This window comes from Streptomyces sp. NPDC055632 (genome assembly GCF_053618675.1).
Map to the genome: position 1 here is coordinate 94,343 of NZ_JBSHHY010000007.1, position 14,509 is coordinate 108,851.

General features: G+C 74.3%; 14 protein-coding genes. 6 read left to right on the top strand and 8 right to left on the bottom strand.

From position 1 onward, the window contains the following. Positions 1-138 precede the first annotated feature (138 nt). Positions 139-1,164 carry an ArsR/SmtB family transcription factor gene (locus tag ACWGSR_RS12540; RefSeq protein WP_376232611.1) on the top strand — a complete coding sequence of 342 codons (1,026 nt, stop codon included), beginning with the start codon at positions 139-141 and terminating at the stop codon, positions 1,162-1,164. Here ACWGSR_RS12540 and ACWGSR_RS12545 read toward each other — a convergent pair. Further along, a complete protein-coding gene (locus ACWGSR_RS12545) occupies positions 1,134-2,288 on the bottom strand; it encodes an alkaline phosphatase PhoX (RefSeq protein WP_453565920.1) in 1,155 nt (384 codons plus the stop codon). The genes ACWGSR_RS12540 and ACWGSR_RS12545 overlap by 31 nt on opposite strands. 328 nt (positions 2,289-2,616) lie before the next feature. Between ACWGSR_RS12545 and ACWGSR_RS12550 the strand changes: the two genes are divergently transcribed. Together ACWGSR_RS12550 and ACWGSR_RS12555 are read left to right on the top strand one after the other, a co-directional pair. After that, on the top strand, positions 2,617-3,066 hold the full coding sequence (locus ACWGSR_RS12550) for a group III truncated hemoglobin (RefSeq protein WP_453565923.1): 450 nt from the start codon (positions 2,617-2,619) through the stop codon (positions 3,064-3,066). A gap of 222 nt (positions 3,067-3,288) precedes the next feature. Further along, positions 3,289-3,699, top strand: a complete 411-nt coding sequence (locus ACWGSR_RS12555; RefSeq protein WP_453565926.1) for a VOC family protein — start codon at positions 3,289-3,291, stop codon at positions 3,697-3,699. Between the two features lie 52 nt (positions 3,700-3,751). On the opposite strand, the gene ACWGSR_RS12560 is transcribed toward ACWGSR_RS12555, so the two are convergent. The 5 genes from ACWGSR_RS12560 to ACWGSR_RS12580 form a co-directional block, all read right to left on the bottom strand. Continuing rightward, positions 3,752-4,519, bottom strand: a complete 768-nt coding sequence (locus tag ACWGSR_RS12560; protein ID WP_453565929.1) for an SDR family NAD(P)-dependent oxidoreductase — start codon at positions 4,517-4,519, stop codon at positions 3,752-3,754. A gap of 86 nt (positions 4,520-4,605) precedes the next feature. Beyond that, positions 4,606-5,190: a TetR/AcrR family transcriptional regulator gene (locus tag ACWGSR_RS12565; protein ID WP_366375823.1), complete on the bottom strand. Its 585-nt coding sequence runs from the start codon at positions 5,188-5,190 to the stop codon at positions 4,606-4,608. A gap of 41 nt (positions 5,191-5,231) precedes the next feature. Then, entirely contained in the window at positions 5,232-5,582 is a 351-nt protein-coding gene (gene nirD, locus ACWGSR_RS12570) for a nitrite reductase small subunit NirD (RefSeq protein ID WP_432087015.1), read from the bottom strand. Further along, entirely contained in the window at positions 5,579-8,119 is a 2,541-nt protein-coding gene (gene nirB, locus ACWGSR_RS12575; protein ID WP_376232619.1) for a nitrite reductase large subunit NirB, read from the bottom strand. Before nirB ends, nirD begins: the two co-directional genes overlap by 4 nt. A 1-nt stretch (position 8,120) precedes the next feature. Continuing rightward, a complete protein-coding gene (locus ACWGSR_RS12580) occupies positions 8,121-9,338 on the bottom strand; it encodes an NAD(P)/FAD-dependent oxidoreductase (protein ID WP_453565934.1) in 1,218 nt (405 codons plus the stop codon). A 217-nt stretch (positions 9,339-9,555) separates the two neighbouring features. On the opposite strand from ACWGSR_RS12580, the gene ACWGSR_RS12585 reads away from it, so the two are divergent. Then, the gene (locus tag ACWGSR_RS12585; protein WP_453565936.1) at positions 9,556-10,962 is read left to right on the top strand and encodes a ferredoxin reductase family protein; all 1,407 of its coding nucleotides are present in this window, start codon (positions 9,556-9,558) and stop codon (positions 10,960-10,962) included. A gap of 392 nt (positions 10,963-11,354) precedes the next feature. Next, entirely contained in the window at positions 11,355-12,140 is a 786-nt protein-coding gene (locus tag ACWGSR_RS12590) for a sulfite exporter TauE/SafE family protein (protein WP_376232624.1), read from the top strand. 15 nt (positions 12,141-12,155) lie between these two features. Here the strand turns inward: ACWGSR_RS12590 and ACWGSR_RS12595 are convergent, their stop codons facing one another. Together ACWGSR_RS12595 and ACWGSR_RS12600 are read right to left on the bottom strand one after the other, a co-directional pair. Then, positions 12,156-12,773 carry a class F sortase gene (locus tag ACWGSR_RS12595; protein WP_376232626.1) on the bottom strand — a complete coding sequence of 206 codons (618 nt, stop codon included), beginning with the start codon at positions 12,771-12,773 and terminating at the stop codon, positions 12,156-12,158. Between the two features lie 107 nt (positions 12,774-12,880). Beyond that, the gene (locus ACWGSR_RS12600; protein ID WP_376232628.1) at positions 12,881-13,411 is read right to left on the bottom strand and encodes a hypothetical protein; all 531 of its coding nucleotides are present in this window, start codon (positions 13,409-13,411) and stop codon (positions 12,881-12,883) included. Between the two features lie 452 nt (positions 13,412-13,863). Between ACWGSR_RS12600 and ACWGSR_RS12605 the strand changes: the two genes are divergently transcribed. Further along, complete coding sequence (locus ACWGSR_RS12605) at positions 13,864-14,505, top strand: NADPH-dependent FMN reductase (RefSeq protein WP_453565940.1); 642 nt, start codon at positions 13,864-13,866, stop codon at positions 14,503-14,505. The last annotated feature ends 4 nt before the right edge of the window (positions 14,506-14,509 follow it).

Here is a 14,509-nt window from a genome sequence, read left to right on the forward strand (position 1 = left end):
CCCGACCCGTACAGCTTTTCGGTTCCGCCCCGTTCGCCGCGATGCTTTTCAACTGTGGCTGAAACACCCTGGTAACGTGCAGTGATGCTGTGCATACTCGACGTCGGGGGTGGTTGCGAGTGCACAGGTGGGGACCTCATGCTGCGGATTCATTTCACCGGAAACGACTTGGCGGGGGTGCGGACGGCGGCCCGGCCGGATGTTCTGTGGGAAACGATTCTGAGCTTTCACCGTTTAAGGGACCGGCGCGGCCCCGTCGTCTACGGAGAATGGCGGGCGGAGGTCCGGGCACGGCTCGGCGGTGAGACCCGCCTCCTCGCCGCCCTCGTCCCCGGCAGGGGATATTTCCCCGACTTCCTGACGCCCTCCGAGGGCGTCCACGGCCTCGACGAGGGCCTCCAGGCGATCCGCGCGACCGACCAGGGGCGGCTGCGCGGAGAGCTCTCGCTCCTCGCCGCCGACCGCTCCGGCGGACGGACCGTGCCCCACTCGCTGCGCGCCCTCGCCGACGGGGGACCGGAGCCCTTCGACCGGCTCGTGGGGGCGCTGCGCGGCTACCACCGGGCCGTCGTCGAGCCCTACTGGCCGCACATCCTGGCCCGCGTCGAGGCCGACCGGGCCCGCCGCGGCCGGGCCCTCCTGGACGGCGGCGCCGAGGAGCTCCTCGCCTCGCTGCCGCCGATGCTGCGCTGGCGCGCGCCCGTCCTGGAGGCCGACTACCCGGTGGACCGGGACGTGTACCTCGACGGGCGCGGACTGCTGCTCCAGCCCTCGTACTTCTGCCGGGGGACGCCCGTCGTGCTGCGCGACCCCGCGCTGCCGCCGGTCCTCGTCTACCCCGTCACCCACGGCGAGGCGCCGACCGTCCGCGCGCCGGGCGGCTCCTCGCTCGCCAAGCTCGTCGGCCAGACCCGCTCGGCGGTGCTGCACGCCATCGGCGACGGCGGCACGACCAGCGAACTCGCGCGCCGCGCCGGGGTGTCGCTCGCCTCGGCCAGCCAGCACGCCGGCGTCCTGCGCGAGGCCGGGCTCATCGCGACCCTGCGCCACGGCAACGCGGTCCTGCACACCCTGACGCCACTGGGCGCCGCCCTCCTCGGCGGCGCCCAGCAGAAGAAGGTGGAGCTGCGCTGCTACGCGCGGAACGGGCCCGTCACCTCGTAGGTGATGCCGCCCGAGGAGCTGCCGCTCGTGCCCCGCTGGCTGGAGAAGTACAGCCGCCTGCCGTCGGGCGAGAAGGCCGGTCCGGTGATCTCCGAGCCGGACTGGCCGTTGATGCGCAGGAACGGGGCGACGACGTCGTCCGGGGTGATGACGCAGATCTCCATGTTCCCGCCGTCCTCGGCGACGTACAGGTCGCCGGAGGAGGTGCCGGTGACGTTGTCGACGCCGGTGAGCGGGGCGCCGCCGGAGACCAGCGAGTCGTCGTAGGCCAGCTCGTACGTGCCGGCGGCCAGGTTGACCTGCCAGACCCGGTTGTCGCCCTTGGTGGTGAACCAGACGGTGTCGTTCGCGTAGTAGCAGCCCTCGCCGCCGTTGAAGCGCTTGGCGCCCGAGACCTGGTTGCGCGTGACGGTCGGGGAGCCGTCCGGGTCCGGCACGTTCTGCCAGGTGAAGGTGCCGGAGGCGGCCGTGGACGCCTTGAAGACCTGGAGGGTGCCGGAGGAGAGGTTGCCCCAGGTGGTGGGCAGGAAGCGGTAGAAGCAGCCGTCCGTCTCGTCCTCGGTCAGGTAGATCGCCCTGCGGACCGGGTCGGCCGCCGCCGCCTCGTGCTTGAACCGGCCCATCGCGTCCCGGCGGTAGGCCGTGCCGCCCCACGGGTTCGACTCGTAGACGTAGCCGAGGGACACCTCCTCGCAGGACAGCCAGGTGTTCCACGGGGTGGCGCCGCCCGCGCAGTTCTGCCGGGTGCCGGAGAGGATGCGGTACGCGCCGGTGATCGTGCCCGACGCGTTGAACCTCACCGCGCTCGCGCCGCCGCTCGGGTTGACCTCCGAGTTCGAGACGTAGATCCAGCCGGTGCCGTCGACGAAGCAGGCGCCGCCGTCGGGAGCGCTGTGCCAGGTGTACGAGGTGCCGGTGACCGTCTGGCCGGACCGGGCGATCACCCGGCTGGTGAACCCGGCCGGAAGCTGGATGCCGTTCGCGTCCGCCGAGCCGAGCGCCCCGTAGGGGCCCGCGCCGGGCTGGGCCGGGGCGGCGAAGGCCGCGCCGTGCCACAGGCTGCCGCCGAAGGCGGCGGCCGAGGTACCGATGACCGCTCCGCGCAGGAAACCGCGTCGCTCCACGTCTCACTCCCGAGAAGGATGGTGAATCGCCCCGCCGCACCGGTCGGCGACGGGGTCGCGCGTCTCCGGAACCTAGGAGCGGGGAATTGACGGGACGTCAACGAGCGGTGAAGGGGAGGCGGCGGGTGTGGGGCGGGGGTATGGGGGAGGGGGTGGGCGGCGGCTGTCGGGTGGGGGAGGGGGCCGTGGCCGGCGGCTGCCGGACAGGGGTACGGGCGGCGCGGTCGACGGCTGCCGGGCGGAGCCCCGGCGCGGGCCCCGGCCTCCGCGCCCCCGGAAGGGACCTTCGGCACTGGGCCGGCCGGCCGGGCCGGGGGAGACTGGGGGCATGCGTGCCACCCGGGACATCAGCGACCGCGGCGACCTCGACGCGCTGCTGCGCCGCTTCTACGCCGAGGCCTTCGCCGACCCGCTCATCGGGCCCTTCTTCACGGAGGCCGCCGGCACCGATCTGGAGGCGCATCTGCCGGGGATCACCGACTTCTGGGAGCGGGCCCTGTTCCGTACCGCCTCCTACGGGCGGGACGCCTTCGCCCCGCACGCTGCCCTCCACTCCGCCCGGCCGCTCACCGCCGCCCACTTCGGGCGCTGGGTGCAGCTCTGGCGCGCCTCCGTCGACGGCCTTCACGAGGGGCCGCTGGCCGAGCGGGCCAAGGCGCAGGGCGAGCGGATCGCCCTGGCCATGCTGCGGCGGCTCGCCGGGCCCGACGCGTCCACCCGAGGCGGGAGCGGCGGGTTCGTGCCCCTCGCGGCCCTCCGGCTGCGCACCGCGGCCTGATCCCGGCGGATCGGGGAGGAGCGGGCGGACCTCGGCGGATCGGGCGGGGTCGGCCGGACCTCGGCGGGTCGGCCCGACCTCGGCGGATCGGGCGGACCCCGCGGGCCGGGCGGAGAAAATCTTTCCGGAGCGGCGATGAGTTTCGGGCGGCGTCCCCGTCCTACCTCTCGAAAGCGCCGGAACGCACCGAGCGGGCCGGACGACCGAGGAAGAGAGAACGCCATGGCTCCGCAGATGATCTTCGTGAACCTGCCCGTGAAGGACCTGGACGCCAGCAAGGCCTTCTTCGAGAAGCTCGGCTACTCCTTCAACCCGCAGTTCAGCGACGACACCGCCGCCTGTCTCGTCATCAGCGACACGATCTTCGCGATGCTGCTCACCGAGAAGAAGTTCAAGGAGTTCACCGCCCCGGGCAAGGAGATCTCCGACGCCACGAAGGCCACCGAGGTGCTCGTCACGCTGAGCGCCGAGAGCCGCGAGAAGGCGGACGAGCTGGCCGACGCGGCCCTCGCCGCCGGTGGCACGCCGGCGAAGGAGCCCATGGACATGGGCTTCATGTACGGGCGCTCCTTCACCGACCTGGACGGCCACCACTGGGAGGTCTTCTGGATGGACCCCGCCGCCCAGGGCTGATCCCGGACGGATGGACCGGCCGCCGCCCGGGGCCGGTCCGGCGGACGGAGACTCAGGCCGCGACCCCGCCGTCGATCACCAGGTCGGTGCCGACGGCGGAGCCGGCCGCGTCCGAGGCGAGGTAGAGGACCGCCGCCGCCACCTCCGCGGCGGACGAGATCCGGCCGAGCGGCGACTCCTCCTTCATCCGGACCTCCCGCTCGGCCCCGGTCTCGCCGGGCCGCAGCGACATCGTGGACTCCGACGCCCCCGGACTGACCGCGTTGATCCGGATCCCGTCGCCGACGTGGTCCAGGGCCGCGGCCCGGGTGAGCGCCGACACGGCCGCCTTGGAGACCTGGTAGCCGAAGACGCCGGGGATCCGGACGTGCGCGCCCAGGTTGGACGAGACGTTCACGATCGCCCCGCCGCCGTGCGCCCGCATGTGCGCCACCTCGGCCTGGAGCGCGTGCAGGACCCCCGTGACGTTGACGTCGAGCAGGGCCTGCCAGTCCTCCAGCGGGAGGTCGGCGGCGCTGTGGCCGCCGCCCCGGAACACCCCCGCGTTGTTCACGGCGACGTCCAGGCCGCCGAAGAGCTCGACCGTGCGCCGGACCAGCTCCCGTGTGGAGGCGGCGTCGGTCACGTCGGCGGTGACCGCCGCGGCCGTGCCCCCGGCGGCCCCGATCAGGGCCGCCGTCTCCTCCAGGGTCTCGGCCGTGCGCCCGGCGGCGACGACCTTCGCGCCCTCGGCGGCGAAGGCGAGCGCGACGGCCCGGCCGAGACCGGAACCGGCTCCGGTGACGAGGACGACGCGGTCGGTGAAGCGTGCGGCGGTCATGGAATGTCTCCTTTTATTTTTGACCGTACGTTCCAATATCGGGGCCGAAGAAAGGGCACCCCCGCGGGTACCCGTCCCCGGATCGTTCAGTCCAGCAGGGTCAGCGCCTGTTCCGCCGCGTCCCGCACCCTGGCCGGGTCGCTCGACGCCTTGCCGACCACCCGGACGCCCTGGAGCAGGACCAGGAGCATCCGGGCCAGCGCGCGCGGATCGCGGCCGGCCGGGAGCTCGCCCCCGGCGCGGGCCCGCGCGAGCGCCGCGTGGAGCAGCGTCTCCAGCTGCTCCCAGCTCAGCTCGACCCGGCGGGCCACCGCCGTGTCGTGCGGCCCCAGCTCCGCCGCCGAGTTGGTGACGAAGCAGCCGGTCAGGCGCTCCCCGTCGGCCGCCGCCTCGGCGGCGAAGCGGCGGACGAGGGCCCGGACGGCCGGCAGGGCGGGGCCCGGCGCGGACAGCTCCTCGACGAGCCGCGGATCGTTGGTCTCCGTATACCGGTCCAGCGCCTTCAGATACAGCTCGTGCTTGTTCCCGAAGGTCGCGTAGAGGCTGGCGCGGCCCACCCCGAGGTGCTCCACGAGGTCCGCCATCGTCGTCGCCTCGTAGCCGCGCGCCCAGAACAGTTCGAGGGCTGCCCGGAGCGCGGCGTCCGGATCGAATTCCTTGGTCCTGGCCACGACAGGACCCTAGATTCATCTGGAACGATCGGTCAAGTAGCTTAGGAGAGCGCCGGATCGAGCTGGACCGCCCGCACCGGATACACCGCCACCGCGATCTCCTCGTCGTCCAGGCAGCGGCCCGTCTCCAGGTCGAACCGCTGCTTCAGGAGCGGCGAGGCCACGAACGGGCGCCCGTCCGCCGAGCCGAGGAGGCCCCGGGACAGCACCTGCGCCCCCGTGAACGGGTCGCGGTTGTCGATCGCGTACGTCCGGCCCCGCCGGTCCCGGAAGACCGCCACCTGCCGGCCGTCCGGCAGCAGCGCCGCCACGCCGCGGCCCGGGGTCAGCCGGGCCTCCTCGCAGACGGCCATCCAGGACTCGGGGGAGAGGGACAGTTCGAGCGTCGTCATCGGGAGGCAACCCCTTCCAGGGTGAGGAACGTGAGGTCCGGCTTGATCTGGTCGCGCTCCGGCACGAACCGGACCGAGGGGTCCGGCGAGTCCGGGGCGTTCACGAAGGAGACGAAGCGCCGCAGCCGCTCCGGGTCGTCGAGGGTCTGCGCCCACTCGTCCTGGTACGCGTCCACGTGCGCCGCCATCAGCGCCTCCAGCTCGTCGCAGAGTCCGAGCGAGTCGTGCACCACCACGTCCTTGAGGTGGTCGAGCCCGCCCTCCAGGCGCTCCAGCCAGGTCGACGTCCGCTCCAGGCGGTCCGCCGTCCGGATGTAGAACATCAGGAACCGGTCGATCAGCCGGACCAGTTCGGCGTCCGACAGGTCCTGGGCGAGCAGGTCCGCGTGGCGCGGGGTCGCGCCGCCGTTCCCGCCGACGTACAGGTTCCAGCCGTTGGCCGTCGCGATGATCCCGAAGTCCTTCGACTGCGCCTCGGCGCACTCGCGGGCGCAGCCCGAGACCGCCGACTTCAGCTTGTGCGGCGAGCGCAGGCCCCGGTAGCGCAGCTCCAGCTGGATCGCCATCTTCACCGAGTCCTGCACGCCGTACCGGCACCAGGTCTGCCCGACGCAGGACTTCACGGTCCGCAGCGACTTGCCGTACGCGTGCCCCGACTCGAAGCCCGCGTCGACCAGCCGGGTCCAGATCGCCGGGAGCTGGTCCACCCGCGCGCCGAAGAGGTCGATCCGCTGGCCGCCCGTGATCTTCGTGTAGAGGCCGTAGTCGCGGGCCACCTCGCCGATCACGATCAGCTTGTCCGGGGTGATCTCGCCGCCGGGGATGCGCGGCACGACCGAGTAGGAGCCGTTGCGCTGCATGTTGGCGAGGAAGTGGTCGTTGGTGTCCTGGAGGGAGGCCTGCTCGCCGTCCAGGATGTACCCGTTGTTGAGCGAGGCCAGGATCGAGCCCACGGTCGGCTTGCAGACCTCGCAGCCCTCGCCGCCCCGCGCCTCCGGCCGCCCGTGCGAGTCGAGCAGCGCGGCGAACGAGGTCACGCGCAGGGTGCGGGCGATCTCGTACAGCTCGCTCCTGCCGTACGAGAAGCAGCCGCAGAGCCCCTTGTCGACGGCGGCCGGCAACAGCTTCTCGATCACCTTCACGCAACTGCCGCAGCCCGTGCCGGCCTTGGTGCACTTCTTCACCTCGGCGAGCGAGGAGCACTGGCCGATCGCGTGCTTCGTGACGTTGTGGCAGGAGCAGATCACCGCGTCGTCCGGAAGCGCCGACGGGCCGAGCGCCACCGGCGCGCCCGCGCCCGCCGGAAGCACCAGCTGCTCGGGCGAGACGGGCGGGACCGTGCCGGTCAGCGGCCTCAGCAGCCCGTACGAGTCGGCGTCGCCGACCAGGACGCCGCCGAGCAGCACGCCCTCGCCGTCCACCACCAGCTTCTTGTAGACGCCCGAGCGGGAGTCGGAGTACACGACGTCGAGGCAGCCCTCCGCCGTGCCGTGCGCGTCGCCGAACGACGCCACGTCCACGCCGAGCAGCTTCAGCTTGGTCGACATGTCGGCGCCCGTGAAGCCGCCGCCGGCCTCCTCCGTTCCTTCCGAGAGGACCGCCGCCACCGTCTGCGCCATCTCGTAGCCCGGCGCCACCAGGCCGTAGACCCGCCCGTCGACCGCGAGCGCGCACTCGCCGATCGCGAAGACCGCCGGGTCCGAGGTCCGGCACAGCTCGTCGACCGCGATGCCGCCGCGCTCGCCCACGGCGAGCCCGCAGTCCCGGGCGAGCTGGTCCCGGGGCCGCACGCCCGCCGAGAACACGACCATGTCCACGGCCAGTTCGGAGCCGTCCGACAGCCTCATGCCCGTCACGGCGCCGTCCGCCGTCACGACCTCCTGCGTGCCCGTCCCGGTGTGGACGCCCAGGCCCATCCGCTCGATCGTGCGCAGCAGGGCCGCGCCGCCGCCCTCGTCCACCTGCACCGGCATCAGGCGCGGCGCGAACTCCACCACGTGCGTCTCCAGGCCGAGGCCCTTGAGCGCGCCCGCCGCCTCCAGGCCGAGCAGACCGCCGCCGACCACCGCACCGGTCGTCGCCGTCTTCGCGTACTCCTCGATCGCGAGCAGGTCCTCGATCGTGCGGTAGACGAAGCAGCCCCGGGCGTCCTTGCCGGGCACCGGCGGGACGAAGGGGTACGAGCCGGTGGCCAGGACGAGCGTGTCGTACGCGAAGACCCGCCCCGAACGGGCGGTGACCGTCCGGGCCTCCCGGTCCACCGACGCGGCCGCGTCGCCCACGTACAGCTCGATGCCGTGCTCCTCCATGAACCCCGCCCCGACCATCGACAGGTCGTCGGGGGTCCTCCCGGAGAAGTACGAGGTGAGCTGGACGCGGTCGTAGGCCGGGCGCGGCTCCTCGCAGAGGACCACGATCCGGGCCCGCCCGGTGAGGCCCCGGTCGGCGAGCGCCTCCAGGAACCGCTGGCCGACCATTCCGTGGCCGACCAGGACGATCGTCGGGGTGTGCGCGGTGGTGTCAGCGTCAGCGCTCATGTCAGGAGCCTCCGTCGTGGGTGAGCAGGTGGAGCAGGGGGGCCTCCGGGAGGGCTTCGTCGCCCTCCCAGGCCCGGGCGAGCGCGCCGACCGCGGCCAGGTCGCCGAGGAGGACGCCCCCGACGAGCCGGTCGCCCCGGACGACGACCTTGCGGTACGCGCCGCGGGTGGGGTCGGTGAGCTGGACGGTGTCGTCGCCCGGCCGCGCGGTGACCTCGCCGAAGGCGGCCAGGTCGAGCGGGCGCGGGCCGGTGAGGGTGAGCCGGGTGAGGGCGCGGGTGCCGGTGTAGGCGGCCGTGGGCGCGGACGCGTCGGAGGCCTCGGTCCCGGTCTCCCTCGCCAGCACCTCCGCCAGCGCGTCCGCCTGTTCGAGCGCCGGGCCCGCGAGCCCGTACACCCGGCCCGCGTGCTCCGCGCAGTCGCCCACCGCGTGGACGGCCGGGTCGGAGGTCCGCAGCTCGTCGTCGACCACGATCCCGGTGGCGACGTCGAGCCCCGCCTCCCGGGCCAGGGCCACCCGGGGCCGCACCCCGCAGGCCAGGACCACGACCCCGGCGTCCAGCACGAAGCCGTCGGCGAGTTCGACCGCCGTGACCGCCCCGTCCCGCTGCCGCAGACCGCCCACCCGGCACTCGGTGTGCACCTCGACCCCGAGGGACTCGACGTGCTCCCGGAGCAGCGCCGACGCGTGGGCGTCGAGCTGGCGCTCCATCAGGCGCTCGCCCTGCTGCGCGAGGACCACGTCCGCGCCGAGCGCCGCGAGCGCCCGCGCCGCCGACACCCCGAGGAGCCCGCCGCCGACGACCACGGCCCGCACGCCCGGCCGTACCGCCGCGCGCAGCGCCAGGCAGTCGTCGAGCGTGCGGAAGGGGTGGACGCCCGCCGGAAGGGCCGTTCCGCGCAGTCCGCGCAGCGGCGGCAGCACCGGGTTGGAGCCCGTCGCCAGGACCAGGCGGTCGTAGCCGACGAGCGAGCCGTCCGCGCACTCCACCGTCCGCGCCGCCCGGTCGATCCGCACCGCCCGCGTCCCGAGCCGGGCCGGCCCGAGGGTCCCGGGCAGCGCGATCACCTCGGGGGCGTACCGCCCGGCGAGGACGTCGGCGAGCAGCACCCTGTTGTACGGTGCGTGCGGCTCCTCCCCGAGGAGGGTGACGGGCAGGCGCCGGGCGAGCCGGGCGCCCGCCGTTCCGCCCCCGACCACCACGATCCGTGTACTCATGACCGGAAGCGTGCGCGGCCGGTGTTACCCGGCGGCATCCCATCTGTTTCCCGTACGGAACGCTGATCTCCGCTCCCGGCGCCGTCCGCTGTGAGGGGCCGCCGGACCGGCGTCGGGGTTAACGCGTGGTCAGCCTCGCCTCAAGGCCGCCTTAAGGATCGGGGAGACGCGGCTGAGCTGCGGATTCCCGTATACGGGCGCCCCTAGGGTGCCGGACGTGACCACCGAGGCCAGCCACCCCCTCTACGTACCCCTCGCCGTGCCGCAGACCGCCGGGCCCCGCCGCCGGCGTCCTCCGGCCCCGCCCGTCCCCGCCCTCCGGCTCGCCCCCGAGCGGCTGCGGGCCGGGATCGTCGCCGGTGCCGGGGCCGTCGGCCTCCTCTGGGGACTCCAGGCCCGGCCCTCCGCCCGGCTCGACGTCCTCTTCGCGTCCGGCGCGCACCTCACCGGACTCCTCGCCGGATACGGCGTCCTCGTCCTGCTGCTGCTCATGGCCCGGATCCCGGCCGTCGAGCACGGCGTCGGCGCCGACCGGCTCGCCCGCCGGCACGCCCTCGGCGGCCGGTACGTCCTCGGCCTGATCGCCGCCCACGCCGTCCTCGCCCTCTGCGGCCACGCCGCCCACACCCACGCCGACCTGGTCACCGCCGCCGGGGACCTCCTCTCGTACGGGGCGATCGCCGCCGCCACCGCGGGCGCCGCCCTGCTCGCCGCCGTCGGGATCACCTCCGCCCGTTCCGTACGGCGCAGGCTCCGGCACGAGACCTGGCGGGCCGTCCACCTCGGCGCGCTGCTCGCCGCCGCGCTCGGCTTCGTCCACCAGCTCGCGGGCCCCGACGTCGCCGGCGGCCTCCTCACCCGCTGGCTCTGGTCCATGGCGCACGCCACCGTCGCCGTCCTCCTCCTCTGGTACCGGATCGTCGTCCCCGCCCGCGCCGCCCTCCGCCACGGCCTGCGGGTCGCCGAGGTCCGCGACGAGGGCCCCGGGGTCGTCTCGGTCCTGATCCGGGGCAGGGGAGTGGACCGGCTGTGCGCCGAGCCCGGCCAGTTCTTCCGCTGGCGCTTCCTGCGGCGCGGCCTCTGGGCCACCGCCCTGCCCTTCTCGCTCTCCGCGCCCGTCCGCGACGACACCCTGCGGATCACCGTCAAGGCGCTCGGCGACCACACCCGCCGCGTCCGGCGGCTCCGCCCCGGCACCCGGGTCCTCGCCTCCGGGCCCTTCGGCGCGCTCACCGCCCACCGCCGCACCCGCCGCAAGGTGCTGCTGCTCGCGGGCGGGGTCGGCATCACCCCGCTGCGGGCCCTCTTCGAGACCCTGCCCGGCGGGCCCGGCGACGTGACCCTCCTCTACCGCGCCTCGGGCGCCTCCGCCGTCGTCCTGCGCGAGGAGCTGGAGGCCATCGCCCGCGAGCGGCGGGCCGCCCTCCACTTCCTCCTCGGCCCCTCGGACGGCTCCTTCGACCCCCTCGCGCCCCGGGCCCTGCGCAACCTCGTGCCCGACCTCGCCGCCCACGACGTGTACCTGTGCGGCCCGCCCGCGATGGCCCGCGCCGCGACCGCCTCCCTGATCCGGGCCGGAGTTCCGGCCTCCCGCATCCACAGCGAGGACTTCGACCGTGCCTAGACCCGGCCCCAACCCCAGCCCTGGCCTTGGCCTTGGCCCCGGCCTTGGACCCGGCCCCACCCTCGGCCCTGGACCCGGCCCCACCCTCGGCCCTGGAGTCGGCTCCAACTCCGGTCCCGGACCCGGTCCCATCCCCGGCCCTGGTCCCGACTTCGGCCCCGGTCCCGGCCCCCGGCACGGAGCCCGGCGCCTCCCGGGCGAGTGGGCCCGGCGGCGCCTCGCCGCCGGTCTCCTCGGCGCCGGGGCGCTCGCCGCGACCCTGCTCACCGCCGCCGTCACCCCGGCCGCCCCGCCCCCGCCCGACCGCGGGCCGGGCGCGGCAAGCTCAGACGTAGCTCAACTCTCCCGCGATTGATGGACGGGCCAACGATCCCGTCCCTAGGCTCACGTCCATGCCCGAGATATCGCTGACCACGCTCGTCCTGCTGTGTCTCGCCGCGCTCGTGGCGGGCTGGATCGACGCCGTGGTGGGCGGCGGCGGGCTGCTCCTGCTGCCCGCCCTGCTCCTCGGCCTCCCGCACGCCCCGGCCGCGCAGATCCTCGGCACGAACAAGGCCGTCGCGATCGTCGGCACCACCGGCGCCGCCGTCACCTACGTCCGCAAGGCGCCCGTCCGGGTCGGTACGGCGGTGCGGATCGGGCTCGCGGCCCTCGCCGGCTCCATGACCGGCGCCTTCTTCGCCGCCGGGATCAGCAGCGACGTGCTGCGTCCGGTGATCATGGTGGTGCTGCTCGGCGTGGCGGCCTTCGTGATGCTCCGGCCCTCCTTCGGCGCGCGGACCGAGGGGGAGGAGCGGGCGCCGCTGACCCGGGCCAGGATCGTGACCGCGATCGTGGTCGTCGGCGGCGGGATCGGCTTCTACGACGGCCTGTTCGGGCCGGGCACCGGCACCTTCCTGGTCCTCGCCCTGACCGCCGTCCTCCACCTCGACCTGGTGACCGCCTCCGCCACCGCCAAGATCGTCAACGTCTGCACCAACGCGGGCGCCCTCGCGATGTTCGCCTACCAGGGCACCGTGTACTGGCAGCTCGCCGCCGTCATGGCGGTCTTCAACCTGGTCGGCGGGACGGTCGGCGCCCGGATGGCGCTGAGCAAGGGCGCCGAGTTCGTCCGGGGCGTGCTGCTCGTGGTGGTCCTCTCCCTGGTCGCGAAGCTCGCCTTCGACCAGTGGGGGTGAGCCGCCGGGGCCGGGCTACCTGACCCCGATGAGGTGCCCGAAGGCGACCACGTTCCCCTGGTAGCCGTTCTTCTCGGAGAAGCCGCCGCCGCAGGTGATGACCCGGATCTCGGCCCGGTCCGCCTCGTCGTACACCTTGCCGCTCGGGAAGGCGTCGTTCTCGTACACCTCGACCGCGTCGACCGTGAACACGGCGGTGCGCCCGTCCTCCCGGTCCACCTCGATCCGGTGACCCTTCTTCAGCGCGCCGAGGGTGTAGAAGACGGCGGGCCCGTCCGCGTTGTCGACGTGGCCCGCGACGACCGCGGTCCCCTTCGCGCCGGGCGTGGTGCCGCCCTCGTACCAGCCGGCCAGGTTCCGGTTTTCGGCCGGCGGCACTTCGAGGGTGCCGTCCGCCGCCAGGCCCAGCCCCCTCATCGGGGTGTCCACGTCGGTCTCGGGGATGCGCAGCCGTACGGGCGCCGAGGGCGGCAGCGGGTCGGCGGCGGCGTCGGTGTGGACGCTCGGCCCGGCGGCGAAGGCCTGGGCGGCGGACGGCACGGGCGGGGTGACGTGCTCCGAACCGTTCTGGACGAGCCAGAGACCCACGCAGGCGGCCACCGCCATGCCCCAGCCCTTGCTCCTGTTGCTCACCTGGATCCCTTCCGTCTCTTCGACGCGCTGCCGGAACGTGCCGGGATGTGGTCCTGCCCCCGCCGGGCCCGTACGGGCGTGCGGCGGGGGCAGGAAGGGGCGGTGCCTCAGTGCCCCCGCGCGCCGCTCGCCCGGCGGCGCAGGAGCCAGACACCGCCGACGGCGGTCGCGGCCAGCACCGCCACGCCCGCCGCGACCTGGGCGGTGTCGGGGCCGACGCTGCCCCCGACACCGGTCTGGACGTGGCCGCTGGGACGCCGGTGCGTGACGGTCAGGTCGCCCCGGGCCGTCTTGCCGTTGTCGCAGGCCACGCTGATGCCGTACGTACCGGCCCTGGCGTGCTGGGGCACGGTGAACTGCCCGACCACGATCTCCTTGTGGGTGCTCGGCTTCAGGCGGAAGTCGCCCGCGCCGAGCGAGTTCGCGTCGCCGACGCCGCGTCCGTTCTTGCCGCAGGCGAGGGTGTTCACGGTGACCGTGGTGCCGGGGGAGGCGGACGACGGGTAGACCTCTAGGGTCTCGTGCCGCCCCTCGGACTCGTTCCACTCCTCACCGGCGTGCGCCGCCGGGACGGCGAACGCCCCGAGCGCGGCGACCGTCAGCGCGGTACCGGTGAACAGGCGGGCAGTGGTGCGCATGATGGGTCCTCCGGAGCGCGCGTGCGGTCATGCCGGGACGGTCCTCCCGGGAGGGACTTCCCGGAACCGGACCTTCTGTGACCGAGGTAAAGGCCGCCGCGCGCCCGCCGCCTGCTGATGGGGCATCAGGATGGGGCCGTTCGATACGGCGCGTCGCCTGGATCCCGGACGTTTCCGCAGCTCGGAGCCGCTTTCGACACGCCCGGCCACGACCCGTGCCGAACGGGTGACCGGGGCGGCCGCGCCCCTCCCGCCGGGCGGGCGACCGGCGTGCCCCGGCGAGCCTCGCCGGGCGGGTGGCCGAAGCGCCCGCGCCCCTCCCGCCGGGCGGGCGGCCGAGGTGTCCGCGTGAGCCTCGACGGGCGGCCGGCCGGCGTGCCCGTGTCCGCGCCGAAACCCGCCCCGGACCGCCGCTTGACCTCAACCAAACTTGAGGTACCACGATCATCCGCATGGACCTCACGAACTCCACGCAGCCCGCCGTTTCCTCCGCCCCCGCCGCCGTCTCCGCTCCTCCCGCCCCCCTCTCCCTCGCCCTCGTCGTCGCCAGCGACCGCGAAGGCCGGTTCGCCCCCGTCGTCACCGACTGGTTCCTCTCCCGCCTCGCCGAGCGCGAGGACTTCGCCGTCGCGGTCGTCGACCTCGCCGAGGTCGACCTCCCCACCTCCCTCTCGTACGACCCCTCCCCGGCCGTCCGCGCCGAGCTCGCCAAGGTCACCCCGGTCCTCGACGCCGCCGACGCCTTCGTCGTCCTCACCCCCGAGTACAACCACTCCTTCCCCGCCTCCCTCAAGAACCTGATCGACCGCCACTACACCGAATGGCAGGCCAAGCCCGTCGGCTTCGTCTCCTACGGCGGGATCTCCGGCGGCCTGCGGGCCGTCGAGCAGCTCCGCCAGGTCTTCGCCGAGATGCACGCCGTCACCGTCCGGGACACCGTCTCCTTCTCGCACGCCCACGCGCAGTTCGACGAGGACGGGCGGCACCGGGACCCGGCCGGCGCCGAGGGCGCGGCCAAGGCCCTCCTCGACCAGCTCGCCTGGTGGGGCCACGCCCTCCGGGACGCCAAGTCCGTCCGCCCGTACGGCGCGTGAGGAG

Coding starts and splice junctions, on each gene's coding strand:
- ACWGSR_RS12590 (WP_376232624.1), top strand. CDS start 11,355: ATGCCCGAGATATCGCTGACCACGCTCGTCCTGCTGTGTCTCGCCGCG.
- ACWGSR_RS12580 (WP_453565934.1), bottom strand. CDS start 9,338: ATGAGTACACGGATCGTGGTGGTCGGGGGCGGAACGGCGGGCGCCCGG.
- nirD (WP_432087015.1), bottom strand. CDS start 5,582: ATGACGACGCTCGAACTGTCCCTCTCCCCCGAGTCCTGGATGGCCGTC.
- ACWGSR_RS12540 (WP_376232611.1), top strand. CDS start 139: ATGCTGCGGATTCATTTCACCGGAAACGACTTGGCGGGGGTGCGGACG.
- ACWGSR_RS12550 (WP_453565923.1), top strand. CDS start 2,617: ATGCGTGCCACCCGGGACATCAGCGACCGCGGCGACCTCGACGCGCTG.
- ACWGSR_RS12600 (WP_376232628.1), bottom strand. CDS start 13,411: ATGCGCACCACTGCCCGCCTGTTCACCGGTACCGCGCTGACGGTCGCC.
- ACWGSR_RS12605 (WP_453565940.1), top strand. CDS start 13,864: ATGGACCTCACGAACTCCACGCAGCCCGCCGTTTCCTCCGCCCCCGCC.
- ACWGSR_RS12555 (WP_453565926.1), top strand. CDS start 3,289: ATGGCTCCGCAGATGATCTTCGTGAACCTGCCCGTGAAGGACCTGGAC.
- nirB (WP_376232619.1), bottom strand. CDS start 8,119: ATGAGCGCTGACGCTGACACCACCGCGCACACCCCGACGATCGTCCTG.
- ACWGSR_RS12560 (WP_453565929.1), bottom strand. CDS start 4,519: ATGACCGCCGCACGCTTCACCGACCGCGTCGTCCTCGTCACCGGAGCC.